General features: G+C 60.6%; 19 protein-coding genes, 1 tRNA gene, 2 pseudogenes and 1 riboswitch. Of the genes and pseudogenes, 8 read left to right on the plus strand and 14 right to left on the minus strand.

What is annotated here, in order from left to right:
• Positions 1 to 100: 100 nt before the first annotated feature.
• Positions 101 to 176, plus strand: a tRNA-Lys gene (locus tag HAP48_RS38380).
• Positions 177 to 319: 143 nt separating this feature from the next.
• Here HAP48_RS38380 and HAP48_RS38385 read toward each other — a convergent pair.
• Positions 320 to 943: pseudogene (locus tag HAP48_RS38385) on the minus strand (transposase); the annotation flags it as partial.
• A gap of 1094 nt (positions 944 to 2037) precedes the next feature.
• Positions 2038 to 2973 (minus strand): annotated as a pseudogene (istA, locus tag HAP48_RS38390) (IS21 family transposase); the annotation flags it as partial.
• A 108-nt stretch (positions 2974 to 3081) separates the two neighbouring features.
• Here istA and HAP48_RS38395 point away from each other — a divergent pair.
• Positions 3082 to 3474 (plus strand): hypothetical protein, encoded by a 393-nt coding sequence (locus tag HAP48_RS38395; RefSeq protein WP_234622344.1) that lies wholly within the window; start codon positions 3082 to 3084, stop codon positions 3472 to 3474.
• Positions 3475 to 3512: 38 nt separating this feature from the next.
• Here HAP48_RS38395 and HAP48_RS38400 read toward each other — a convergent pair whose 3' ends face one another.
• Genes HAP48_RS38400 through HAP48_RS38410 form a run of 3 tightly spaced genes read right to left on the minus strand, consistent with a single transcriptional unit; the run spans position 3513 to position 6248 of the window.
• The gene (locus HAP48_RS38400) at positions 3513 to 4580 is read right to left on the minus strand and encodes a CBASS cGAMP-activated phospholipase (protein ID WP_224496774.1); all 1068 of its coding nucleotides are present in this window, start codon (positions 4578 to 4580) and stop codon (positions 3513 to 3515) included.
• Entirely contained in the window at positions 4477 to 5010 is a 534-nt protein-coding gene (locus HAP48_RS38405) for a type II CBASS E2 protein (RefSeq protein ID WP_175612260.1), read from the minus strand. The genes HAP48_RS38400 and HAP48_RS38405 overlap by 104 nt, the downstream gene beginning before the upstream one ends.
• Entirely contained in the window at positions 5010 to 6248 is a 1239-nt protein-coding gene (locus tag HAP48_RS38410) for a nucleotidyltransferase domain-containing protein (RefSeq protein ID WP_166205072.1), read from the minus strand. The genes HAP48_RS38405 and HAP48_RS38410 overlap by 1 nt, the downstream gene beginning before the upstream one ends.
• 240 nt (positions 6249 to 6488) lie before the next feature.
• Here HAP48_RS38410 and HAP48_RS38415 point away from each other — a divergent pair, with 240 nt between their 5' ends.
• The 5 genes from HAP48_RS38415 (at position 6489) to HAP48_RS38435 (ending at position 11710) form a co-directional block, all read left to right on the plus strand.
• On the plus strand, positions 6489 to 7256 hold the full coding sequence (locus HAP48_RS38415; protein ID WP_166205073.1) for a hypothetical protein: 768 nt from the start codon (positions 6489 to 6491) through the stop codon (positions 7254 to 7256).
• 93 nt (positions 7257 to 7349) lie between these two features.
• Positions 7350 to 8693 (plus strand): IS1380 family transposase, encoded by a 1344-nt coding sequence (locus HAP48_RS38420; protein WP_166205074.1) that lies wholly within the window; start codon positions 7350 to 7352, stop codon positions 8691 to 8693.
• Positions 8694 to 8985: 292 nt separating this feature from the next.
• On the plus strand, positions 8986 to 9198 hold the full coding sequence (locus tag HAP48_RS38425) for a helix-turn-helix transcriptional regulator (protein ID WP_166205075.1): 213 nt from the start codon (positions 8986 to 8988) through the stop codon (positions 9196 to 9198).
• Between the two features lie 204 nt (positions 9199 to 9402).
• Entirely contained in the window at positions 9403 to 11088 is a 1686-nt protein-coding gene (locus tag HAP48_RS38430; protein WP_166205076.1) for a site-specific integrase, read from the plus strand.
• Positions 11081 to 11710, plus strand: a complete 630-nt coding sequence (locus tag HAP48_RS38435; protein ID WP_166205077.1) for a hypothetical protein — start codon at positions 11081 to 11083, stop codon at positions 11708 to 11710. Before HAP48_RS38430 ends, HAP48_RS38435 begins: the two co-directional genes overlap by 8 nt.
• 51 nt (positions 11711 to 11761) lie before the next feature.
• On the opposite strand, the gene tnpC is transcribed toward HAP48_RS38435, so the two are convergent.
• The 3 genes from tnpC to tnpA are packed head-to-tail and all read right to left on the minus strand — an operon-like array spanning position 11762 to position 14221.
• Positions 11762 to 13435 (minus strand): IS66 family transposase, encoded by a 1674-nt coding sequence (tnpC, locus tag HAP48_RS38440; protein WP_166204039.1) that lies wholly within the window; start codon positions 13433 to 13435, stop codon positions 11762 to 11764.
• Positions 13436 to 13481: 46 nt separating this feature from the next.
• Positions 13482 to 13829: an IS66 family insertion sequence element accessory protein TnpB gene (gene tnpB / locus HAP48_RS38445; RefSeq protein ID WP_063676425.1), complete on the minus strand. Its 348-nt coding sequence runs from the start codon at positions 13827 to 13829 to the stop codon at positions 13482 to 13484.
• The gene (gene tnpA / locus HAP48_RS38450; RefSeq protein ID WP_166204038.1) at positions 13826 to 14221 is read right to left on the minus strand and encodes an IS66-like element accessory protein TnpA; all 396 of its coding nucleotides are present in this window, start codon (positions 14219 to 14221) and stop codon (positions 13826 to 13828) included. Before tnpA ends, tnpB begins: the two co-directional genes overlap by 4 nt.
• Positions 14222 to 14828: 607 nt before the next feature.
• Between tnpA and HAP48_RS38455 the strand changes: the two genes are divergently transcribed.
• Positions 14829 to 15227: a DUF4430 domain-containing protein gene (locus HAP48_RS38455; protein WP_166205078.1), complete on the plus strand. Its 399-nt coding sequence runs from the start codon at positions 14829 to 14831 to the stop codon at positions 15225 to 15227.
• Positions 15228 to 15254: 27 nt separating this feature from the next.
• Here the strand turns inward: HAP48_RS38455 and HAP48_RS38460 are convergent, their stop codons facing one another.
• The 6 genes from HAP48_RS38460 to HAP48_RS38485 form a co-directional block, all read right to left on the minus strand.
• Positions 15255 to 16385 carry a ribonucleotide-diphosphate reductase subunit beta gene (locus tag HAP48_RS38460; protein WP_166205079.1) on the minus strand — a complete coding sequence of 377 codons (1131 nt, stop codon included), beginning with the start codon at positions 16383 to 16385 and terminating at the stop codon, positions 15255 to 15257.
• 23 nt (positions 16386 to 16408) lie between these two features.
• Positions 16409 to 19312, minus strand: a complete 2904-nt coding sequence (locus HAP48_RS38465; protein ID WP_166205080.1) for a ribonucleoside-diphosphate reductase subunit alpha — start codon at positions 19310 to 19312, stop codon at positions 16409 to 16411.
• A 120-nt stretch (positions 19313 to 19432) separates the two neighbouring features.
• Positions 19433 to 19649, minus strand: a riboswitch (cobalamin riboswitch).
• A gap of 227 nt (positions 19650 to 19876) precedes the next feature.
• The gene (locus HAP48_RS38470; protein ID WP_166205081.1) at positions 19877 to 20191 is read right to left on the minus strand and encodes a hypothetical protein; all 315 of its coding nucleotides are present in this window, start codon (positions 20189 to 20191) and stop codon (positions 19877 to 19879) included.
• A gap of 237 nt (positions 20192 to 20428) precedes the next feature.
• Positions 20429 to 21856 carry a PepSY domain-containing protein gene (locus HAP48_RS38475; RefSeq protein ID WP_166205082.1) on the minus strand — a complete coding sequence of 476 codons (1428 nt, stop codon included), beginning with the start codon at positions 21854 to 21856 and terminating at the stop codon, positions 20429 to 20431.
• Positions 21857 to 21995: 139 nt separating this feature from the next.
• Positions 21996 to 22421, minus strand: a complete 426-nt coding sequence (locus tag HAP48_RS38480; RefSeq protein WP_420869916.1) for a DUF3526 domain-containing protein — start codon at positions 22419 to 22421, stop codon at positions 21996 to 21998.
• Between the two features lie 364 nt (positions 22422 to 22785).
• Positions 22786 to 24210 (minus strand): short-chain fatty acyl-CoA regulator family protein, encoded by a 1425-nt coding sequence (locus HAP48_RS38485; RefSeq protein ID WP_166205084.1) that lies wholly within the window; start codon positions 24208 to 24210, stop codon positions 22786 to 22788.
• Positions 24211 to 24216: the final 6 nt, after the last annotated feature.

Raw genomic sequence — 24216 nt, forward strand, 5'->3', positions numbered from 1 at the left:
GGGCCCTGCCCCCTACACAGCGCGGGCTGGAGCACGATCCCAAGTACGGGCTAACCTGCGGGTTAACCTGCTGACGTCCGGATCCGATGTTCAGGTGAGTGAGCGCGTAGCTCAGGCGGTAGAGCACGTGACTTTTAATCATGGGGTCGAGGGTTCGAGTCCCTCCGCGCTCACCATGTAACATCAAAGACTTAACCGAGTAGTAGGCTATTTTTACAGAGTGATTACTTTTCGTGTGCACACGCTATGCACCCTTTCCGGACCAAGAATTTGCTGAGTGGTGCGCCTTTTATTTTGGCGAATGGTAGCAAGTCGTCGGTTAAGAAGCCGATTTGAGTGGTGTGCGGTGGCTGGTGACTGAGAAGAAGGCAGCCAGGAAGAGGTACCAAAGAGCCCTTAGCCAGGCGAGGATGCGGCGGAAGTTGTAACCGACGGCGGAGAGGATGACGTTGGCGGTATCGCCGGCGCGGCCTTTGAGGTAGCAGCGGCCGAGGTGTCCGTCAGCCTTCAAATGGCCGATCACGGGCTCGATAGCGGAGCGGCGCCGCAGCTGGCGCTTGATAGTGCCGAAGACGCCGCGCTTCTGGCCGGAGATGAAGACGCGGCGCGGGTTCTGTGCGTCATGGCCGCGGTATCCCTTGTCGACAAAGGCGCACTCGATCGCGCAGCCGGTGAGTGTCTCGGTTCGGTCGATGACGTCCCGCAGGGTGTGACCGTCGTAAGGGTTATCGGGCAGCGCCTTGGCGTGCAGCACGAACTGGCCGCCGGGAGCAGGCCGGTTGTTGGTGACGATGGAAGCCTTCACGCCGAACTCGTAAGGCGCGCTGGCCTTGCCCTTGCCGATGCACTCCACCTCGGGGGCATGGAAGGAATACAGCTTCCAGCCGCGCTGGCGCTGCTGCTGCGAGCGAATCTGCGTGGCCCGGCTCAACGGGAGTGCGAATGTCAATCGGCGTTCAAATTTGACCCCTCGTATTGCCTCAGGAAGTAATGTTACCCGGGATGAAGGTCTACGAACTGCCCCAGACCGGTCTCGAGCCGCGGCCAGCTCGGTGGAGAGGCTGTGGGCGGGGCGGAGTGCTCATCACACGCAGCGCCGTCCACAGCCTCGGGCCGTATTTCATCCACGGGCATGGATACGATGGCTGTCTCCGCCACCTTCCGCCGGAGGGACCGAAGCAGGCGCTGAACGATCGAATGCTGCTTGTCGCTGAACATCGAGGGATCGATCGTGGCGAGCCTGCCCACGATGGCCAGTGCAGTGAGCTGTGGCTCGACGGCGAGCCAGTTCTCGATGATCGCGAGATGGGGATCGAGCTTCGAGGGCATGCGAATACGCGTTTTGTATCGCTGTTTCGGCCGGCGGTGCGTGGCCCGCACTTCGGCGGTTTTTGCCGCCGTGCCGAGCGATCGGGCAAACGAGAGCGGATCAGCCGGCGATACGGTGGGAACCTTCGCAAGACCGCGCTTGCCGATCCGTTCGCCGAGCTCTTCCTGCGCCGTGCGGATCGTGGCAAGCAATTGTATGGGATCGAGAGTCCGATACGTGTGGCGCAGACGGCGCTTGACCGCTGATGGGAGTTTCGGGTGCCCCAGTGCACGTTCGTATGGTGTGGCAGGCGGATGATAGCGTTTGATGATCTTGGCACCCTCGCGGCGCTTCTCTTTGAGCTTGAATGACGGCTGGAAGAAGTTCACCAGCAGGCGCGCCGCCGCGTAGAGACGTGCCATCACGCGGGCCGTCTCGACCCCGTCGAAGCGCCCGTATCCGACGAGCCGCCGGACCACCGCACCGTTCTTCTGCTCCACGAAAGCCTGATCGTTCTTTTTGTAGGCACGTGACCGCGTTACCTCGATCTTCTGTGCTCGGCACCATGGAACGACGACGTCGTTCATGAACGCGCTGTCGTTATCGAAGTCGGCGCCACAGATCACCCACGGGAACAGGCCCTGCGCTCGCTTCATCGCTTCCACGACGAGGCTGCCATCGCGTGTCACCAGGGGCAGGCATTCCGTCCATCCTGTTGCGATGTCCAAGCCGTCGAAGCGGCCGGCATAGGGAACGAGTTTGGGGCGTTCGGCTTCGAACACTTCCCAGATCGTCTGATCGACCAGCTCCGGATGGCGATGAGCCTTGGCGTAGGCGATGCATTTGTCGAGCAGCCAGACGTTTAACTCGTCGAGGTTTTTGAACCGCAGCCGCGGCGTGAAGAAGCGTTCCCTGACCAGCCCGACCTGGTTCTCGACCTGCCCCTTCTCCCAGCCCGACGCTGGCGTGCAGGCGACCGGATCGACCAGATAGTGGCTGCACATCTGCAGGAAGCGGCGATTGTAGAGACGCCCTTTACCGACGAAGATCGTCTCTACGGCGGTCTTCATGTTGTCGTAGATGCCGCGGGTGCAGGTGCCTTTGAACAGGGCGAACGCCCGGTCGTGGGCGTCGAACACCATCTCCTGCGTCTCCCGCGGATAGGCCCGCACGAACAGCATGCGGCTGTGACAGAGCCGGACATGGGCGGCCTTCACCATCACCGTGGTGCCGCTCAGCAAGACCACCTCGTGGCTCCAGTCGAACTGGTAGGCTTCGCCGGGGGCAAAGCTCAGCGGGACATAAGCGGCCGCGGTCGATTGCCCGCGTTCTTTGCTCCACCGCCTGGCGTAACGCCGCACGGCATCGTAACCGCCGTCGTAGCCGCTCCCGCGCAGCTCTTCGAAGATCCGGATCAGCGTCAGCTGTTCACGAGCCGGTTTGGTCGCGTTCGCCGCCAGCAGCCTATCGAGCTCCGATGCCCACCGCCCCAGCTTTGGTCGTGGCTGCACCTGCCGCTCGTACTCGAAGGAGGTCCCTCCGGACCTCAGCACCTTCCGGACCGTGTTCCGCGACACCTTCAGGTCGCGGGCGATCTCCTTGATCGTCTTGCCCTTGATGAAGTGCTCGCGCCGAATCCGCGCAATCGTCTCCACGACCAGCATCCCCGACCACCTGCTTCATTCCAAAGCAGGCAGCGCAACAGACCAACCTACAGGGGGTCAATTTTGGACGCCGATCCCCCGGCTTAGGGGGTCAATATTGCAGGCCGAATGACACCCAGGGGGCAGATAAGCCCCGAAGCGGTCCGCAACGCATACACCGCGATGCTAACCAACATCCGAACCTACCTGACCGAGATGAACGTCTCGCCGCAGCTCGCGGATGAAATGCTTAAAACTGCTCCCTCCGACGTTCGATACCTGTCCGCGAAAGAACAGGAAAAATTCGGCCTGACCATCATCGATCCAATCGAGCTCGAAACGACGAGTCTCCAGCAAGCGCAGGAGTTGGGAATTTCCCGGCGCGAACATATTCGACGCGAAGCTCTTTCGCGGTCGCAGTGCCCGGCTGATGCGAGCTTTGGCGACTGCTGCCAGCAGGTGATGAAGACCGGCAGTCTCCCCTTGGTAGATCTGAGCCGATTTGGCACGCCCGTCGATTAGGCGAGCCGAAGACCTCTCGGCAAGGCCGCCTTAGCGGGTCACGGAATGTCGCCCGTAGTGTAGAAGCGATGCCTCGGGGCAACCTTATCGACGAACAGTGAGGCGATGCGATCCCTGTTCGCGTCGTAATCTGCTCTCGCCTGCGCGGGCAGTATAGTTATCGCGCCGCGCCAGTCGTCGATGTCAATTTCTGCGCCGCAGCCCTTCGGTTCGAGCCGCAAGATGTTCTCCGGCCCCAGCAACAAGCACGCCTGAGCTTGCGCATTGTCGGTTGTAAGAAACATTGCACCCTTGATAATTTCCCTCCACTGAAACAGCCCGCCGCGCAACGCGAACGCACCGATATCATATGGTGCATTGCCGGTGCCGATGGAGAAGATCTGGATTTGCTCGCGCGCAACGTCGTACGCTGACAGCGTGTCGACAATCGCAGCCATGATCGGGTTGTTTGCCCACACGCCGCCATCGAGAAACACGTAGTCGTCGCCTGCTGTGTGTCCTTGAAAGAACGTCGGAGCTGCAGACGTAGCGCGAGCTGCCTCCCACGCCGCCATCAGATAGTCCTTCTTGAAATCCTCGTGATGGTCCGTCTTCAGAACCGCTATCTGCGTCTTCGGGCTGAGAAACGCCGGTATCACGAGGCGCGTCGATGAGTCGCCGACCGTCTCGTCTTGGAACGTGTCGTACAACAGCCGCTCCAGCTCCGTGTGATCGAGCAGCGAGCCGCAAAGCTGCCGCAGCCAGCGACGAAGCGGGCGCTTTCGCCAATGCTCGGGAAAGACGAGGTGCCCATCCTCCACGTAGAGCTTCTCGATCTTGGCGGCTGACTTCTTGAGACCAAGACCGAGCGCGATAATGCCACCCGTGGACGTGCCGGCGATGGTGTCGAAGTAGTCGGCTATCGGCTCGCCGCCCGTGATCTCTTTCTCGATCAAGGCGAGGATCGAAGCAGCATAGACGCCCCGAATGCCGCCGCCATCCAGCGACAGTATCTTGAAGGGCTTATCCTTCGGCCACGGCAGCGGCTTGCGTCTCTCCTTCAGCGAGTGGGCTCGCCTGTCGGTAAACGCCGGCAGCCCGCGCTTCGGCGATACTCTCGTGACCAACGCCGCCTCCTTGCCACTCGCCCGTGAGGTGCCACAGTTCGTAGTACAAGAGCCACTCTGCGGCCCACGGAATCGTGGTGTCCGCGATGAGCAGCCGATTGGACCATTCGCCACCGTCCGGGTCGAACAGACACAGGCCGGATGAGGCCGGATTGTCGCTGTCGAACAGCAGGTGCGGAATCTGGTCGAACGTGCCGCCGTCGCGGGGCCGCAGCGGTGGATCGAGAAGAAATAGGTACGGCTTGTACGAGCCATCTGCCAGCCAAAGCACGCGAACCAAGTACCACTTCTGAGCGCCGCGTATCGCTCCATCCCAGCCGACGAGATTCTGGCTGAAGACCCTGAATTTGAAGTCAGGCCAGCGCCCCGCCATCCGCGCCTGCTGCGCACCCAGCGACCTCGGCTTCTTGTGGTACGACAGCTCGCGCACTATTCCTCGCAGTGGAAATTGTGCGACGGCGCTGCCACGGCTGCGCTCGCCACCGAAGCGGCTGCGGCGGCAGCAACGGGAATGATAGTGCCGGAACCGCGTTCGTACCTGAAGGTCTCGCGTCCTGAGCCCTTGCCCATGCGCTTCGAGAATGTGTCGATGGTGCGCGTGCTGACCCGCTCGCCGAACAGGTTGTCGAAGATAGCGGCGATGTCCTTCAGCTCGGCGGTGCGTGCGATCCTTAGCGCGTTCAGGAGATAGTCCATGTCAGCGCTGAGGGTTCTGCGGTCGTCCTGGCTCGTCGGCCAGCGATCATTCAGCCGGTCTGGCTGATGAGTAGGGTTGCGCTCGTCCGGCCCGGCGTTCTTGGCAAACGCGGCATCCATCTCGGCCTTGACCTTGGCGGCAAACCGTTCGAGCTGGGTCGTGAGACCGCTCGGCTCGTAGCCGCAGGTGACTGCGAGCTTGGTGAAGTAGATCGATGGCGGCCGGCGGATGGTACGGGTCTGGAACCGAAGATTGACGAAGCGCTTCATCAGTTTCAGCGCCAGAACCTGCTGAGCGTCGAGCCGTGTGGGAATGACGTCAGGCAGATTTTCCTGATCCACCTCAGCCTTGATGGAAGACTCGGGAAGACGGTCAACGCCGTATATTCGCCGGCGCGACTGCAGCGACCTCTCGAAGTCGTAGGTCGGTTGCGTGACGCTCTCCCGAAACCACGTCGAGAAGCCGTATGGATTCGAGGGCACGCGGTAGCCAGTGCCCGTATCCGGGCTGTGAAAGATTTCGCCAACACGCTCGATGCGCGGCTGCCTCGCAGCGTCGAGTATTGTCACGTCCATGTGCATGAAGGCAAAGTGCATCTGTACGCAGCGGGTGCATCGCGCGATCTTGCGGACGTCGGGAAAGCCCTGCAGCGCGTCGAAAAGATAGTCGAGCACGTCGTCGTCCGACCAGTGCCCCGGCGTGGTCATGTCGACCAGTGCATCTACATCGAACCGGTCTTCGTCCGTGCCGCTGATGATGGTCGCGCCGATCGCCATGGACCCTTGCGCGTAGATCATACTGGCGCTGTTCATGAGCGGTTCGCGGAGAGGGCTGGACGGCCTCTCAAGGTGCGGCTTCAGGCGACGGTAACGGTTCTCGGCAACTTGCCGGTCGTGGTCACTCAGTTCGATGACGGTAACGACGTCCAGCAGGAGATCATCCAAGATCGGCGCGGTATTCGGTGCGAGCATTTCCCTGTCCCCAAGGAGGTGAGACCTCCACTAGAGATAGGAACAAATAGAGAAAACACAAGATCTAGACTTCGGAACCGGATAATTCGCAAGATATCGCGTGAATTCAACGACTTATCGTTGAGTTGAGGCAAATTGCGCGGGTTCTGACCCATAAATTGTCACCGCCGGACCAACCCAAGTGATCGCGCTACCGGACCAGGTATCCACAAGTTTTCCCGCCAGCCGCGACGGCGCCACTTGAGCGACCATAAGCCGGTCAGTCACCGTCCGGACTATGTCTTGTTCGAAAGCAAACGCATGACTCCGATCGAATATCTGTCCAGACGTGAGGCCATTGAAATTATTGCTGCCGCCAAGTGTGCAGGCGTTCCCGACCGCGACGTTGTGAGTGAAATGCGGCAGAACGGGATCGACGTCGAAGACGGCAAAGCCAATGACGACGCTAATGCCGAGATTTGGAGCGCGGTCGATCAAAACAAGGTTCAGACCCACATTTACGGTCCCGGCGATCGCTGGCTAAAAATGAGTCCTTTCGAGACAGGACTGGTTCCCCTCCTCCGCTCGCCACGGGGTGGGGACTTCATGTTTCTTCGCCCGGGGAATTCCCTCCACGAGAGAATAACAGCCGAGTTTGGGCCGCGGCGCCTCGGTTTACTAAAGTTGGTGTTCCGAAAAGTTGAGATCGAAAAACTAGCAGGCTTGGTCCGCCGGCGACAACGCAGGGCTGCTGCGCCGAAACCCGGCTCTCCTGCCATCGGCCGCCCCAGCCGTCGCGATCAGGTCCGTGATTGCGTTCGCCAGCAGATTGAAGAAGGCCACTGGAACACAAGCAGGCCGCTAAAGGCTTTGGTCCAACTCGTTCAGCGATCGTTGAAATGGGACAAGGGACTGAGTGAGTCGACCGTCGCACGCGCGCTCGATGGACTCCACGAAAGCAACCCGGATCGCAAATTCCAAAGGCCACGCCGAAAACCTAGCCCGTCTTATTCGCGAGAGGGCGCCTGAGAGGCTGGCGAGCGTGGTGTAAAGCGCTGATGCGGCGTAGGATTCGGTTGCAAAGCCAACCCCATCACCTCAACCGCGAACGCCAGGCCCGCCATGACCGATGATACGATTCTGCCCTTCTCGTTTCCAGCCGTTCACGCCAAGAAAGTCACAGCTGCCTTCGATGGCGGTCGGCTGACCTCGAACGGGGGCGTGATGCTTCTGGCGATGGCCGAGCGGCGTCTCGGCTTGGCCGACAATTTGGCCCGGGTGTTCCCGGATCGGCGCGATCCGACGCGGGTCGTGCACAGCCTTGTCGATATGTTCCGCGCGCGCATGTTCGCGATCTGCTGCGGCTACGAGGACGCCGACGACCTCGATCATCTGCGGTCCGATCCCGCATTCAAGCTGGCCTGCGGACGGCTGCCGGACACGGGTCGCGATCTGTGTTCCCAACCGACGCTGTCGCGGCTGGAGAATGCTCCGCGCCTGCGCGACGTGATCCGACTGACCTACACTTTGGTCGACGCATGGATGGATAGCTACCCGCGCGAGCCGGCATCCGTCACGCTCGACATCGATGATACCTGCGATGTCGTCCACGGCCATCAGCAGCTCTCGCTGTTCAACGCTCATTATGACGAACGCTGCTTCCTGCCGATCCACGTCTACGACACGGAGAAGAGCCGGCCCGTGGCGGTCGTGCTGCGGCCCGGCAAGACGCCGGGCGGGGTCGAGGTGCGTGCCCATCTGCGCCGCCTGATACGGCATATCCGGACGCGGTGGCACAACACGCGAATTACGTTCCGTGGCGACGGGCACTATGCCCGGCCGGAGGCAATGGCGTGGTGCGAGACCAACGGCATCGACTACATCTTCGGTCTGTCCGGCACCAAGCCGCTCGCCAGAAAAGTCGACGAGGTCGCCGACGATATCCGCACCCGACGCGCCATCGAGAACCTAGCTGTTCTGCGCGGCTATACCGAGACGCGCCACAAGGCAAAGTCCTGGGATCGCGAACGGCGCACCGTCGCCCGTATTGAGGCGACGATGCTCGGCCTCGACATCCGCTTCGTCGTCACCAGCCTCGATGTCGGCTCGGCCGAGTGGATCTACGACAGCCTGTATTGCGCGCGCGGCCAAGCCGAGAATCTGATCAAGCTGCATAAGACGCAGCTCGCCTCCGATCGCACCAGTTGCCGTTCGGCGCTCGCCAACCAGGTCCGTCTCGTTCTCCACACCGCCGCTTATTGGTTGATGCTGACCGTGCGCGGCGCCATTCCCAAAGTCCGGGAATTGGCCACTGCCGAGTTCGCGACGCTGCGTCTTCGTCTCTTGAAAATCGCAGCCCGGGTCGTCGAAACCGCGAGCCGCATTCGCCTTGCGTTCGCCGCGGCATGCCCCGAAGCCGACCTCTTCCGCAGCTTGCCCGGCGCGCTGCTCCCGCTCGGCCCGTAACCGACCGGGCCTGCGCCCGCTCACCCGCCCCACTCCTCCAACGCGTACAAAACAGCTTGATGTAGAACCCGGTGACAAAAGGCCGGACGGTCACCCACGCCAGCCGCCAGCCCCCGTCAGACGTCAAGAACGACCGTGCTCTCGTGAATAGATCGGGCTAGAAACATCAGCGCTATCCAAAGCGCCGTTTAATACGGGCGGTGCCGCAAAAGACTTTTGCCGGAACGAGCCGGTGATTTGCGGGAATGCCTACGTCAACTTCTGTCCAACGTTTTCCACGGCAGGACAGACCATGACCTCGAATTCAAAAGCTAACCATCCCGATGCGCTCCTGACGCCCGATGATGCTGCGGCCTATCTGAAGCTCAGCAAGAGCTGGCTCGCTAAAGCGCGCCTCAACGGCAACGGCCCCCCGTACCACAAGCTGGGCGGCTGCGTCCGCTACAGCGTCACTGCGTTGCAGCAGTGGATCAAGTCCAACCAGCACATCTCCACGAGCGCGTAGCAATGCGTCAAAAATCGACGTCATTGGAGGAATAAGCAGGAACGCGAATACATCAAACAACATCAATATATACTTCTGACAACAAAGATTAGGATCATTATTAGAAGTATAGATAGCCATTATACTATTGACATCTTCCAAAAATTCATCAGTATCCATCCGCAGGATACTTGGTCCAACAACAGCGCGCCCGTGGCGGTCCCAATGACCTTACAAGTAGCCCTCCTCGAACCCAGCTTTGCCGACGCCATCGCAGCCATAGACAGGGCCGATGATCTCAGTGTTTCCAGGAAGAGCCACTGGCGATGTTCGCTTGGGAAGATCGGCGAATGGCTCGACCGTCCGCTCGAAACGATCCCAGCCCGCTGGACCGCCGTGGTCCTCTCGGTCGGGCAGTTACACCACGCTCCCTTGGACGTGACCGCGAAGACCCTTGCCAACCACAGGGCCAACGCAGCTGCCGCGCTCCGCTGGTTCGCCAAGGAAAGCAACGTCTCTCCTCGTGGCGTTTTGCTCCTGCCCGCGTGGGCGGCGCTGCGAGATGGAATTGATCACTATGGGCGCAAAGCCAGACTATCCGGCTTCTTCCGTTATTGCTCCGGCATGGGCATTTCGCCCGATGCGGTCGGCGACGAGACGCTGGCTGATTATTTCAGATATCGAGCCGCAACGACCTCGTTGGAGACAAGCGTAGCAGCCCGCCGCTCTGTCGCCCGAGAGTGGAACGTCAGCGCGGGGCTCGACCCCGCTTGGCCCACTCAGCGACTGACGGAGCCGCCGCTGTCTGTGGCCAGTGGGTTGGCGTGGAGCGATTTCCCGAATGGCCTACGTGAGGATATCGAAGATTACCTAGTTTCACTCAGCAAAATCCGAAGGAGCCCCACAGGCCGGCGCTCTCGCCCCTGCTCGCCAAGGACCATCAAGACTTGCCGTGCAGAACTGGTGGCGGTCATAAAGAAGGCCGTAGGCGCAGGAATTCAGTTGGAAAATCTGACTTCTCTCGCCTCCCTCGTGCATCCCGACGTTGTCGAACCCGTCATAGAAGCTTATTGGCGCGAAGACGGCGACGAACCGAATGTTTTCACGATTGATGTTGGCCAGAAACTGATGCGTCTGGGTCGGCTATCGGGCCTCGAATCGACAGCAATTGATCGGCTCGAAGAGATCGCGGCTCGCCTTGAAGAATATCGTCATGGTGGAATGACCGAGAAGAACCTTAGCCTCATTCGAAAGGTGACTGCTCCCGGCGTTTGGAGGCGGGTGACGGATCTGCCCGCCGCACTCATGATCGAGGCGCGTCACACGAATGCTCACGCCCCCGTCAAGGCAGCTTTGACCGCTCAAATTGCAGCGGCCATCGCCATTCTGACCTACGCACCGGTACGGCTCGCCAATTTGGCGGCCATCGAATTGGAGAGAAACCTCATCAAACCGGGCGGTCCCGCCTCGCCGTTCTGGCTAACCTTTCCGCGATTTGACGTGAAAAACAGGGTCGATCTTAACTTCCAATTGGATGCGGACGTGTCGCTCCTCATCGACGAATACATTCACGATTTCCGACCCGCGCTGCTCAGAGGGGCAAACGCTAATTGGCTCTTCCCGGGGACGGCAGGTCAGCCGAAGACGGCAAACATGTTCAGCGGTCAAATCACCGACCGCATAGAATCTGCGACCGGCCTGCGGGTAACAGCCCATCAATTCCGCCACGCCAGCGCCGCCATCTATCTCAAACACTATCCGGGTGAGTATGAAACCGTTCGCCGCTTCCTCGGTCACCGGAATATTCAAACGACCATCAACTTCTACTGTGGACTTGAAACTACTCACGCCAATGCACGATACGCGAGCACTCTTCGCCAGCATGTAACGTTTGATGCAGAAAATGTTTGAGATCGACGACGTGCAGAAAGTTCGCTCCCTTCCAATTGAACTCTGGCCCGTCGCCGATCGCGCGGCATGGCAGGCTGCCCGGCAGCCGCGGGAACGTCTCAGGCGCGGTGGCGCGGCAAGTCATCTGAAAGCTATAACATTCGCCGATTTGGGCCGAAGGTACGGCTATTTCTTAGATTTTCTTGTCCGGAGCGGCACTCTCGCCTTAGAGGCGCCACCGGCTGCCCAAGTAACTCCGGCGAATGTTGAAGGATTCCTGACCGAGCTGCGTAGCCGGGTCGGCTCGGTTACGCAGCACGGCACAATCTACAAGCTCAGACGCGCGGCTAAACTGCTCGATCCCACATGCGATCTCGATTGGTTGATGGAAATCGAAACGGATCTGGCCCTCGTAATGCAGCCGAGATCGAAGGCGGATCAACTTGTTTTGGCCGAAAGGCTTGTTGAAGCAGGTCTGACATTGGTCGAGGCCGCGATACTTTCGAGCGGAATGTCTGAAACAGCAAAGGCGCGTCAGGTCAGAAACGGTCTGATGATTGCAATCCTGGCTCTTCACCCCATCCGTTTGAAGAACTTCGCGAGCCTGGAGATCGACCGTACGCATACGACGAGGACCGCGTGATGGACGCATGCGCGCGGGTACGGCGAGCTCTATGATGGCGTTGCGTGAAGGTCAGGCGGCCTGCTGATCGGCGGGCTTGTCGGCTTGGCGCAGGAGCTTCCATTCCCAGGGCAGCAATTCGTGCAGACGCGATGCGGGAAGATCGGCGATACGGGCGAGGACGTCGGCGAGCCAGGCTTTCGGATCGACGTCGTTGAGACGACAGGTCGTGATCATCGTCAGCATGATGGCGGCACGGTCGGCACCACGCTGGCTGCCGGCGAAGGTCCAGTTGCGCCTTCCCAAGGCGATGCCTCTCAATGCGCGCTCAGCACAATTGTTGGTCAAGCAGATCCTGCCATCGTCGAGGAAGCGGGCGAAGTCGTCCCAGCGCCTGAGCATGTAATTCATAGGCTTCAGGACCTCGGAGGAGCGAGAGAGGGTTTCGCGCTCACGCAGCAACCAGGCGTGCATGTCCCCGAGGAGCGGCTTGCTCTTTTCCTGGCGCACGGCGCGCCGCTCTTCGGCGCCGCAGCCGTTAATGGCGCGCTCGATCTCGAACAACACATCCAGGCGCCTGACCGCCTCCAGCGCGATCGGAGAGACCGGTTTACCTCTCTTGCCTTCCCGGGCATTCTTCTCGATGTCAGCCAGCTCGAAGAAGCCCCGCCGCGCATGGGCGAAGCAAAACGCCGGCGTAATCGGCAGCACCTTCTTCTGCGGGTCGAACAGTGGCTCGAAGCCGTTGTAGCAATCGGCTTGCAGGATGCCGGCGAAGGCGGCCAGATGCTTCTGCGGATGCTCGCCTCGTCGGTCGCTCGAGGCGTAATAGACCGCCGCCGGCGGCGCAGGCCCGGCAAAGGGCCGGTTATCCCGCACATAAGTCCAGATCCGCCCGGTCGTGCACTTGCCCTTCGCCAGGATACGGATGGTGGTGTCATCGCCATGAAGGCGCTCAGCAGCGAGCACATGGCGTTCGATCAAGTGGAAGAGTGGCATGACGGCGAAGGTCCCGTGGCCGACCTGGTCGGCCAGCGTCGACAGCGGCAAATCGATCCTCTCGGCCTTAAAGCGCGCACTCTGGCGGTTGAGCGGGATATGCATGCCGAACTTGTCGAACAGGATCGTCGCCAGCAATTGTGGGCCGATGAAGCCGCGCGGCGTGGCATGGAACGGCGCAGGCGGCTGGCTGATCTTCTCGCAATCGCGGCAGGTGAACTTCTCGCGCACTGTTTCGATGACCTTGAAGCGACGCGGGATCTCCTCCAGCGTCTTGGTCACATCCTCGCCGACCTTCGCCAGCCGCGATCCGCCGCAGCAGGCGCAGCTCGTCGGAGCGTCAATGACGACGCGCTCGTGTTCGATGTCGTCCGGCCAAGGCTTGCGCACCGGCCGCTTGCGCGTGAAGGGGCGGACGTTCTGCGTCTTCGCCGCTGCGGCCTGCGCCGCAAGCTCATCCTCGCTCGCCGTGGCGACGAGGTCTTCGAGCTCCAGTTCCAACTGCTCGAGCAGCCGCGCCGTGCGCTCGGAGCGCTGCCCGTACAGTTCGCGTTTCAGCTTCTCGATGCGCAACTCGAGATGAGCGATCAGCGCCTCGGTATCCGACAGTTTCGCCTGCGCATTCGCGGCTTGCGCCTGCCAGTTGGCGGCCTTCGCCTCGGCTTTCTGTCGCGCCTCACGCTCGGCCTGCAGCGCCGCCAGGGCACTGACAAGGTCCGATGGAAGATCATCCGGCTTCGATATCATGGAGCCATTGAATCAGATCGAGCCGCAGATTCAAACCGTAAAACGACTATCCGACCCGCGTCGGACGCTGGGTTTCTTGAGGGTTGCGCCAATCGATCCCGGACAACAGATAGCTCAACTGCGCCGGAGAGATCGTTACCGATTCACCAGCAACCGATGGCCAGATGAACCTGCCTCTCTCGAGTCTTTTGGTGAACAAGCAGGCGCCCTGGCCATCGTGCCAAATGACCTTCAATAGATCACCGCGTTTGCCCCGGAAGCAGAAAAGACCGCCGCCCATGGCGTCGCGCTTGAGCACTTCCTGCACGCGCAGAGCCAGGCTCGGAAAGCCGCACCGCATGTCGGTATGGCCCGTCGCCAGCCACACCCGCACGCCCGTCGGGATCGGGATCATCGGCGCGCCAGGCCCCGAGCAATTCGAACGACCGCCTCGATATCCGCACCGGGGCCGAAGACCACGCGCAGCCCCTGAGGGCTCACGATTTCGATCTGACCTGTCTCGACAGCTTCCGTCGTTGGCGGCGTACTTGCCGCAACTATCGCAGGGACGAATGTCGGGCCGATCGAATCCTCTTCGGCCGGATCATGACAGGTCCAAGCCTTGCGCCAGCTCAGCAGAAGCTGACGTGATATCCCATACCGGCGAGCCGTCGCCGACACCAGTCGTGGCCCCGAGAAGCTCTCCTCTACGATTCTGAGCTTCTCCGCACGCGTCCAGCGTCGCCGCCGACCGGTCTCCACCAAATCCATGCGGCTCAGCACCGCACTGTCCTTATGTACGTCCATAAGGACAGTCAGCTACAGATCGGAAAAACTCGCAAGACGGCCGCCCTCGGACGGATACGATCGACCGAAACTTCATCGAGACAGATGGAGCTTGGTGGATCGCGTTAAAAGCGTCCGAGACCAAGGAGAAACGTCCCGACGAACGGGAAGTTGATGCCATGATCTTGCCAGCGCTGAGAGTGTACTTGGAGCGCCACCGTCCCGTCCTATTGCGCAGCGAGACCAACGCGCTTTGGATTTCGTCGAACAGAGGCGAAGCCTTAAGCTACGGAGGCATGGAGGCCGCAATCGCAGAAGCCACACGGAGCACCGTCGGCATCGGGTTAGGTGCCCACATGTTCCGTACCGCGGCAGCGTCCAGTGCCGCGATTCATGTCGGGGACAATCCACATTTGGGTAGCGCTTTGCTTCATCATCGAGATCGGCGAATTACAAATAAGCACTACAATTTTGCGTCGAGCCTCAGCAGCAGCGAAAAACTAGGAAACTTGATCCGCAAAGGACTGGACTAGATTCCGCGCCAAAAATTCCGAAAGATATGGTTGTACATTTTTACTGTACACCATTACCGTGTCCGTCGTTGTGGCATTCCATTTTGGGGACGACAATGGCGACCAGCGGGAATTCGATCCAGATCAAAATCTACGCAAAACCATCAGACCCAAACCCTACTCACGTACTTCCTGATGTTCCTTGGTACGCCGGGATTACTGCGTTGCAGGCGACGATCATCGGCGAAGCAATGAATTCCACCAATTTCAGCTTCCGAGTCGAATACCGCTCAATCTACGGCGCGCAGATCGACAGCATCGATGGAGTAGCAGACGGTTCTACGCCGAATTGCTATTGGCTGCTTTGGATCAACGGGAAGGAATCTCCTGTTGGGGCAAGCGAGGCTATTCTGTTCGAAGACTTGACGAACCAGACCGCACTGATCGAGTGGAAGTTTCAGGACGTCACAGTCGCTCCACCAGCCTCGCTCAAGTTGAAAACGGCAGCGCTCTGACACGGGTCAAAGCGCCACCCGTATTCCCTACTCCCAGCTCAACGCGCCGCCGTTCTGATACTCGATCACGCGCGTCTCGAAGAAGTTCTTCTCCTTCTTGAGGTCCATCGCCTCCGACATCCACGGGAACGGGTTTTCCGCCTCGTCGAACACCCGCGCGAGGCCAAGTTGCGCGCAGCGGCGGTTGGCGATGAAGTGCATGTATTGCTCGCAGAGAGCTGCGTTGAGGCCGAGGAAGCCGCGGGGCATGGTGTCGCGGCCGTAGGCGGCTTCGAGTTCGGCGGCGGTTCGCACCATGTCGCGGATTTCCTCCTGGAACTCCTTCGTCCAGAGGTGCGGGTTCTCGATCTTGATCTGGTTGATGACGTCGATACCGAAGTTCAGGTGGATCGATTCATCGCGCAGGATGTACTGGTACTGCTCGGCGATCCCGACCATCTTGTTGCGGCGGCCGAGCGAGAGGATCTGCGCAAAACCCGTGTAGAACCACATGCCTTCGAAGATGACGTAGAACGCGACGAGGTCGCGCAGGAACGCCTGGTCGGCTTCAGGCGTCCCGGTCTTGAAGTCGGGATCGTCGAGATGCTGGGTGTGCTTGATTGCCCACGCCGCCTTGTCGGTGATCGAGGGCACTTCGCGGTACATGTTGAACAGCTCGCCCTCGTCGAGGCCGAGGCTTTCGACAATGTACTGGAAGGTATGGGTGTGCACCGCCTCCTCGAACGCCTGCCGTAGCAGGTACTGCCGGCATTCCGGGTTGGTCAGGTGGCGGTAGATCGCCAACACGATGTTGTTGGCGACGAGGCTCTCGGAGGCCGCGAAGAAGCCGAGGTTGCGCTTGATGGCGCGGCGCTCGTCTTCGGTCAGGCCATCGCGCGACTTCCACAACGCGATGTCGGCCTGCATCGAGACTTCGGTCGGCATCCAGTGATTGTTGCAGCCGGCGAGATACTTCTCCCACGCCCATTTGTACTTTAGCGGCAGGAGCTGATTTACGTCGGCGCGGCAGTTGATCATCCGCTTTTCGTCGACCGAGACGCGGCCGCCGCTGCGATCGATCGTGCCGAGGCCGGTTGGTTCCGGCGCCGGCGTGGTGAGCAGGACCGCAGGCGCCGGTTTGCGGGCGGCGGAGGACGCGTTGTCTGACCAGTCAAGCATGGTGATTTCCTTTTCTTCTCTGCTTACTGGCAGGCTTCGCAGTCGGGGTTGTCGATCGAGCACGCCATGACCGTGGTCAGGTCCGGCGCGGTGACGGCGGAGGACACGTTGACGGTCGAACCGGCGGACATCATCGAGACCGAGGTCACGGCGTTGAGCTTGCCGTCGGTGCCCTTCAGCGTCGACTTCTCCACGTGGGTCGCGGAGCGCGAACGCAGGTAGTAGGTCGTCTTCAGACCGCGGGTCCACGCCAGGCGATACAGCGCATCGAGCTTCTTGCCGGAGGGGTTGGCAATGTAGAGGTTGAGCGACTGGGCCTGGTCGATCCACTTCTGCCGGCGGGAGGCCGCTTCGATCAGCCAGGCGCTGTCGATCTCGAAGGCGGTCGCATAGAGCGCCTTGAGGTCGTCAGGGATACGGTCGATCGAACCGACGCTGCCGTCGAAATATTTGAGGTCGTTGACCATCACCTCGTCCCACAGGCCGCGGGCCTTGAGGTCGCGGACCAGGAACTCGTTCACGACGGTGAAATCGCCGGACATGTTCGATTTGACGTAGAGGTTCTGGTAGCCGGGCTCGATCGACTGCGCGACGCCGCAGATGTTGGAAATCGTCGCGGTCGGCGCGATCGCCATCACGTTGGAATTGCGCATGCCGATGGTCCGGACGCGGGCACGCAGGCTGGCCCAGTCGCGGGTGCTGGAGCGGTCCATGTCGAGGCCGCCGCGGGCGTCGGCCAACAGTTCGATCGAGTCGATCGGCAGGATGCCCTGGCTCCACAGCGATCCCTCGAACGACGGATACTTGCCGCGCTCGGCAGCAAGATTCACCGAAGCCGAGATCGCGTAGTACGAGATCGCTTCCATGCTGGTGTCGGCGAACGCCACCGCCGCATCGGACGCGATCGCGATCCGCATCGCCTGCAAGGCATCCTGAAAACCCATCAGGCCGAGGCCGACCGGACGGTGACGCAGGTTGGAACGGCGCGCTTCCGGAATGGTGTAGAAGTTGATGTCGATGACATTGTCGAGTATCCGCATCGCCGTCATCGTCGTGTTCTTCAGCCTGATCTCGTCGAGCGCCCCGTCCTTGATGTGGTTGAGCAGGTTGATCGAACCAAGGTTGCAGACCGCGGTCTCGTCGTCGGACGTGTTGAGCGTGATCTCGGTACAGAGGTTCGACGAGTGGATGACGCCGGCATGGCGCTGCGGCGAACGCAGGTTGCAGGGGTCCTTGAACGTGATCCAGGGATGGCCGGTCTCGAACAACATGGTCAGCATCTTGCGCCAGAGGTCGGTGGCGCGGACCTGCTTGAACACGCGGATCTCACCCCTCGCCGCCTTGGCTTCGTAGAACGCATAGCGTTCCGCGAACGGCTTGCCGTAGAGGTCGTGCAGATCGGGCGTCTCGTCCGGCGAGAACAGCGTCCATTCGCCGTCGGCGGCGACGCGCTGCATGAACAGGTCGGGCACCCAGTTGGCGGTGTTCATGTCGTGGGTGCGCCGGCGGTCGTCGCCGGTGTTCTTGCGCAGGTCGAGGAATTCCTCGATGTCGATGTGCCAGGTCTCAAGATAGGCACAGACTGCGCCCTTGCGTTTGCCACCCTGGTTGACGGCGATCGCGGTGTCGTTGGCGACCTTGAGGAACGGCACCACGCCCTGGCTCTCGCCATTGGTCCCCTTGATGTGGGCGCCCAGACCGCGCACGCGGGTCCAGTCGTTGCCGAGGCCGCCGGAATACTTCGCCAGCAGCGCGTTGTCCTTGACCGACTTGAAGATGCCATCGAGATCATCGGCCACGGTGGTGAGGAAGCACGACGAAAGCTGCGGCCGCAGCGTACCGGAGTTGAACAGCGTTGGCGTCGAGGCCATGAAGTCGAACGATGACAGCAGATTGTAGAACTCGATGGCGCGCGCCTCGCGGTCGATCTCGCGCACGGCAAGGCCCATCGCGACGCGCATGAAGAATGCCTGCGGCAGTTCGATGCGGTTGCCGCGCTCGTGCAGGAAATAGCGGTCGTAGAGCGTTTGCAGGCCAAGGAACTGGAACGACAGGTCGCGCTCCGGCTTCAGCGCCGCCGCAAGCCGGGGCAGATCGAATCGTGCGAGGTCAGCGTCGAGCAGTTCGGCCTTGATGCCGGTCCTGATATAGGCCGGAAAATACTCGGCATAGCGCGTCGCCATGTCGGCCTGCGAGGCGTTGGCCGGCGTGCCTTCGACATAGGACAGCACTTCGGTGCGCAGCTTGTCGAGCAGCAGGCGCGCGCTGACATAGGCGTAATTCGGCTCCTGCTCTACCAGAGTACGGGCGGCCATCACGGACGCAAGCGCAAGTTCGTCCTGGCTGATGCCGTCGTAGAGATTGCGATGGGTTTCGGCGAGCACGGCGGCGGCGTCGACGCCTTCGAGGCCGGCGCAGGCTTCGTTGGCGATCAGAGCAAGCCGCGCATTGTCCAGCGGCACCTTGCTGCCGTTGGCGAGCGTGACGTTGAATTGCGGACCGGCCTGCGGCTTGACGGCCTCCTGCTCGGCACGCTGCCGGGTGCGCTCGTCGCGGTACAGCACGTAGGCGCGCGCCACCTTGTGGTGCTCGCTGCGCATCAAGGCCAGTTCGACCTGATCCTGCACGTCCTCGATATGGAAGGTACGGCCTTCGCTCATGCGGCGCGACAGCGCGGTGACGACTTCCGCCGTCAACTGCTCGACCACTTCATGGACGCGACGGGAGGCTGCTGCGGTGTGGCCCTCGACCGCGAGGAACGCCTTGGTCATCGCGACCGAAATCTTGCTGGCGTCGAAGCGCGACACCGTCCCGTTGCGGCGGATCACCTGCATCGGAAGCTCGGCTTCCGGCGCGGCATGTGAATCTGGACGCAACTGAATGACTGGAGTGGCTTTCGCCAGTTCGCGATCGAGAGACAAAGACATCGGCAGGCCCCGTGGTAGAAATGCAGTTGTTATGGGGGCTGGATTTGCGACAGGCGCCAGATCGCATGGCCGGCGAACGCCGGGCATGGCAAACGAGCAACCGCCGGACACCCCGCCCGTGGACGTTCTGATGTCACGGCAGGTCTCCTGGCTCGCAGGTCATCGCCACGCCCTGTCTTCCCAATGCGCACGGCGCACCAGTGACTTAAATCGGGAGTGACTCACTGCTTACAGTTGCGGGGGCAGCGCCGGAATCTCGCAGCACGTGCGATTCACCGACTTCCCTCTTAGTCACCAAATCTTGCGATCCGGTGGAACCATGACAGCTATATGTGGTGATATTCGTCCCGAAGTGTCAATGGGCGGTTAATGCCTTTACGCAAAAAACCGCCTCGCAAGACAGTTCGAAGACAACTTGGCCCCGTTATCCACATTGGGGACCGTTTGAACTTCCGTGTTCCTACGGAACGAGACGGGAAAAGGCGCTGATGAGACTGCACCGATTCTGTCGGAGCCCGATAGAGACGTTCTCGACCACGTCGATGCGCAAGCCTGATTCTCAATTCAATCGGACTGACCTGCCGAGGCGGACCCACTCGCAAGATCCGCCTTCCGCCAGTTCTCGATGATCTCCGGGTTTTTCCAAAGCCGTGCGACTACATCGGGTGAATAGGTCCACAGCCGAATTTTCTGGCCGCGATCGATGTAGGAATTGCCAGCAGCCGGAAGGCGACCGTCTTTCGTCCAGCGTTGACGCTCAAGCGGAGTGAGAAGCAGGATCTCTTCCAACATTTTGATCGTGATCTTCTCGTTGCGGAGGCGATCGAGTTTTTCGTCGATGCGCGAGATGAAATCCGAAACGGCGTTCATGTCGGCCATCAAGAAATGCGCGGTGACCCCTCCATCCTTTGTCGGCAAACCGCTTCAGTTGCGTCCTGACCAACCTGATCGATTGACTAGCGCGGCGATGCGAGCCCACGGTCAGATCAGTATTCGGAACAAAGCGCACAGAGATCGCTTCGCCCTCGTGTGTAACGTCCAAATATTGACTCTCGATTGAGCGGACAGTCCCCACGGTCAATACCCCACGACACAAAGGTAATGAAAATCATAGTTTCACGATCGGGATAGAGACAGCAGTAATCTTCGCCAGCCAATTAGAATTCCCGTGATCGAAAAAAGGAAGCCCAGCGTACAAAGCCCGACGACGATCAGCGTACGGGTTGCCGGGTGCTGCACGAGAACCGGAAAATCAAGCGTGTGAAGCGCTTGGTAAGCCCAGCGATACGCGCGACGCGAGGAGTCCAGGCGCTGCAACACCATGCCGTTGACGCTGTCGACATCGAACCAGACGTCGCCGCATATCGTACGATAGACAGGCGCCGAAGGGAGTTGTGATGCAGCCTCATAGGCGTCGTCGGCCGGCACGGCCCCCGGCGCGCCGCATCCAGGCGCCAAGCGCGACATCAGGCCGGTGACATCGTCCGCACCCAGAAGGCCGGTCGGATCAGATGCCGCTACGCCCGACCGAACCAGCATCTGTTTGTCGAGCGCCACGCGGTCGCGCCGAAACTGCTGTCCGCCAAATGCGAACCACTCGACTTCACGTGCACCTGGCGAGACCGGGGGCCAAATTGACGATGCCAGGCCCGCAATGTCGACCCCGGTGACCGCTACCGCCGCTTCAGCGTCAGTCAATTGCCCGCGCGAAAATAGCCGTCCATGATCCATCGAAAGCCATCCGCTGACGATCCACGTGAGCAGGAAAACGGCTGCTGCCAGTCCGACGACATGATGTAAGGCGTGCCAGCCGCGATACGGCGTCGTCAGGTGGCCCTGCCGCCGCTTCAGACGTGCGATACCCAGGATCGCGCCAAGCAAGGCGGCGATCGACGCCAGAAACGATGCCGTCCAGACCACCCAATCCCATGCAGCCCAATTTCGCCGCAGAACCGTTGGATAACTCCAGTGCAACACACTGCCCGCGTAATTCCATAGCCGCTCGCGGGAGTTCGTGACCAGCACCACCTCGCCGGTGTTCCAGGCCACGTAGAGTTCATCGCCGTCGGCGTTGCCGAGCGCGACGCGAAACAGCGGCCGATAGCGATCGAAACCGTTCGGCACGGACCACTGATCGTAGTCGTTAAGGCTGACCGATAGGGATGGTGCCGTCATCCCGCGGTTGCGGGCATACCGATCGACGACGGCCCGCGCAGCGTCAGGCGATACGATCGCGGCATCCTTCGCATCGATTGCATTCACTGACCTCGCGGCCGATCGGCCGGAGACAATGTAGACTGGACCGTCCGACCGCTGAACCAACCGTACACGCAACACATCGGCGACGCCGGCGGCCTTGATGGCGTCGGCCGGCCCGATCAAGTTCTTGGCGTCGATCGGAGAGAGGCCCGCGAACCGGTCCGCTTCCTTCAACGACGGAAATGGCACGAAGTGCATCACCATTCCCGTCGCGAACCACATCGCAAACAAAAGTGCGAACGCGAACCCCAACCAACGATGGAGCAGGACAATCGCGCTCAGCATGCCGAAGTCTCTCCCTTTGAAGGCAGCGGATGCTTCATAGGTGCGTAAGGCTTCCGGCAGTAACCGGATGTGCCGTGAGTTTCGAAATACCGGTTAGATTAAAGTTTGGTGGTTTACACACTAGTTTTTTCTGAAATGCTTAGATAATGGAGCCGCGGGACACGCCGAAAACGGTTGCCCAGGCCAGCCCGGCTAGGAGCACCAGCATCAACCCGATCTTCGACCAGATGCGGTGGTTGTTTTCGTCGGCTGATATCTCGCGCCACTTCCAGCGGGGAAGAGATTCCACATCACCGACCGTCGTCGCGCGGTCGTTAGCGATTAGAGGCACGAAATATTTTCGCCACACGTTATGAAATTCTTCCGTCTGATTTTTAAAAGCGAGAAAGCGGCGCGAGTCAGTGCCTGCTACCCCGTTGAGCCCTTCGTTGACTAGAATCGCAGGCGACAAAAAGCCGATCTTGTCGACCAGGTCTTGCTGTCGCAACAATTGGCGATCGAAATTCTTGAGCAACGGTTCGATCTGCTCGTCCACCCGCTGTTTTGCGAGGAAGAACGCCCACATTCGAGCCGGAATCTCGATGTGGCCATCTTTGATCAGCAAGGCGTCCGGATCCGAGGCATAGCGATAGTCAGCGCTGTACAGATTCTCGTATTCGCGAAGCGCTTCGGCTGTGACGACGCGCGTGCGACTGGCGAGTTCGGTGCGCGATGGCGCCGGATACAAAGTACGCGACATGGAGCGATCCTTTCTATCCGGATCAGATATTTCTCGGCGCACCCCGGACCTACGAGATGGAAGCATCTTTTAAATTCCGAGGATGAGCGGCGCACTATTCTCGATGAACGGGCCTTGTAGGTCTGGCTTGGATAGGTACCGCAGTGCGACCTCTTTGTCGGCGACTACAGAATGTCATCAATGATGCCGTTCACGACGTCGCATACGGCGCGAAGCGGGAGCGCGTCTCGTCGATCTGAAGCGCACGGCCGATTGGCGGGAATGCCCGCTGCGCGCATTCCGGGCGTTCGCAGACCTTGCAGCCCATCCCGATGGGCGTCGGCACCGAGGGATCGGACAAGTCGAGCCCCTGCGAATAGACGACGCTGCCGGCGTGGCGAATGTCGCAACCCAGCGCGACGGCGAAGGTTTTGGCCGGCGCCAGATATCCGCCGCGCCCATGCGACACGGTTCGCGCGATCCAAAGATACGTCCGTTCGTCGGGCATCCGCGCCAACTGCGTGAGTATCCTTCCGGGGTTGGCGAACGCCTCGTAGACGTTCCAAAGCGGGCACGTCCCGCCTACACGAGAGAAGTGGAAGTCAGTCGCGGACTGACGCTTTGAGATGTTGCCTGCGCGATCGACCCGAATGAAGAAGAAAGGAACGCCGCGCGCGCTGGGACGCTGCAACGTGCTCAACCGATGGCAGATCGTCTCAAATCCGACGTCGAATTGTTGCGTCAGAAGTTCGACGTCGTAACGCCTTTGCTCTGCCTGTTCGAGAAATAGCGCATAAGGCAGCACGAGCGCGCCGGCGAAATAGTTGGCCAGGCCGATGCGAGCAAGGCCCCGCGCTTCCTTGCTGGTCAGGCCGGCCTTGTCGACTAGTGCGTGAAGCTCGCGATCGAACGACAACATCGCAATCTGCGTGCCCAACTGGAACGCCTGTTGTCCCGGATGGAGGCGCCGAGACAGATGTAGGGTCTTCGTCTGGCCGTCGAACCATCTCTGCGTACCGGCGGCGATATCATCCACGCCGTCGAGCACGATACGCACGCCAAAATCGCTTTCGAGGTGAGAAGCGAGTGCCGATGCCGCCTGCCCTGCCTTCAGGTTGATCTTGAGGGCAATCTGCTCGGCGGTCTCGTCCAGCTCGGCGATGTAGTTGTGATTGGCGTAAAAGAAGTCGCGGACCTCCTCGAATGCCGTCGAGGGCAGCATGGCGGCATCCGCTTGCCTGTCTTCCCCAAGGCGCGCCGCCAGCGCGGCGGCCTGCTCTACCGCCTGGCGCGATCTGCGATGCAGCCCGACCAGGGCGCGGCCGACCGCTGGCATGTTGAGCGCAATTTCCCGGACTTCAGCGGTGGCGATGGTCTCGCCGAGGGATGGGTCTGACAGCACTTCCTTGAGGTCGGACATCAACCGCGCTTCGTCGCCTTCGGCAAACATCTGGAGATCGAGACCGAAGGCCGAGTTCAGCGCGAGCAAGACCGGAAGCGTCAGCGGCCTTTGGTTATTCTCCATCTGGTTCAGATAGCTCAGCGAGATGCCGAGCTTGTCCGCGAGGGCAGCCTGGGTAAGTCGGCGTTCTTCCCGCAGGCGTTTCAGCCGCACACCCATGAAGGTCTTTTTCATCACGGC

Source organism: Bradyrhizobium septentrionale, from assembly GCF_011516645.4.
GTDB lineage: Bacteria > Pseudomonadota > Alphaproteobacteria > Rhizobiales > Xanthobacteraceae > Bradyrhizobium > Bradyrhizobium septentrionale.

Excerpts from the sequence above, each read along its gene's own strand:
- HAP48_RS38455 (WP_166205078.1), top strand. The coding sequence starts at position 14,829 with ATGGCGACCAGCGGGAATTCGATCCAGATCAAAATCTACGCAAAACCA.
- HAP48_RS38430 (WP_166205076.1), top strand. The coding sequence starts at position 9,403 with ATGACCTTACAAGTAGCCCTCCTCGAACCCAGCTTTGCCGACGCCATC.
- HAP48_RS38465 (WP_166205080.1), bottom strand. The coding sequence starts at position 19,312 with ATGTCTTTGTCTCTCGATCGCGAACTGGCGAAAGCCACTCCAGTCATT.
- tnpA (WP_166204038.1), bottom strand. The coding sequence starts at position 14,221 with ATGGACGTACATAAGGACAGTGCGGTGCTGAGCCGCATGGATTTGGTG.
- HAP48_RS38395 (WP_234622344.1), top strand. The coding sequence starts at position 3,082 with ATGACACCCAGGGGGCAGATAAGCCCCGAAGCGGTCCGCAACGCATAC.
- HAP48_RS38410 (WP_166205072.1), bottom strand. The coding sequence starts at position 6,248 with ATGCTCGCACCGAATACCGCGCCGATCTTGGATGATCTCCTGCTGGAC.
- tnpC (WP_166204039.1), bottom strand. The coding sequence starts at position 13,435 with ATGATATCGAAGCCGGATGATCTTCCATCGGACCTTGTCAGTGCCCTG.
- HAP48_RS38480 (WP_420869916.1), bottom strand. The coding sequence starts at position 22,421 with ATGTGGGCGTTCTTCCTCGCAAAACAGCGGGTGGACGAGCAGATCGAA.
- HAP48_RS38460 (WP_166205079.1), bottom strand. The coding sequence starts at position 16,385 with ATGCTTGACTGGTCAGACAACGCGTCCTCCGCCGCCCGCAAACCGGCG.
- HAP48_RS38420 (WP_166205074.1), top strand. The coding sequence starts at position 7,350 with ATGACCGATGATACGATTCTGCCCTTCTCGTTTCCAGCCGTTCACGCC.
- HAP48_RS38425 (WP_166205075.1), top strand. The coding sequence starts at position 8,986 with ATGACCTCGAATTCAAAAGCTAACCATCCCGATGCGCTCCTGACGCCC.
- HAP48_RS38470 (WP_166205081.1), bottom strand. The coding sequence starts at position 20,191 with ATGGCCGACATGAACGCCGTTTCGGATTTCATCTCGCGCATCGACGAA.
- HAP48_RS38485 (WP_166205084.1), bottom strand. The coding sequence starts at position 24,210 with ATGAAAAAGACCTTCATGGGTGTGCGGCTGAAACGCCTGCGGGAAGAA.
- tnpB (WP_063676425.1), bottom strand. The coding sequence starts at position 13,829 with ATGATCCCGATCCCGACGGGCGTGCGGGTGTGGCTGGCGACGGGCCAT.
- HAP48_RS38435 (WP_166205077.1), top strand. The coding sequence starts at position 11,081 with ATGTTTGAGATCGACGACGTGCAGAAAGTTCGCTCCCTTCCAATTGAA.
- HAP48_RS38475 (WP_166205082.1), bottom strand. The coding sequence starts at position 21,856 with ATGCTGAGCGCGATTGTCCTGCTCCATCGTTGGTTGGGGTTCGCGTTC.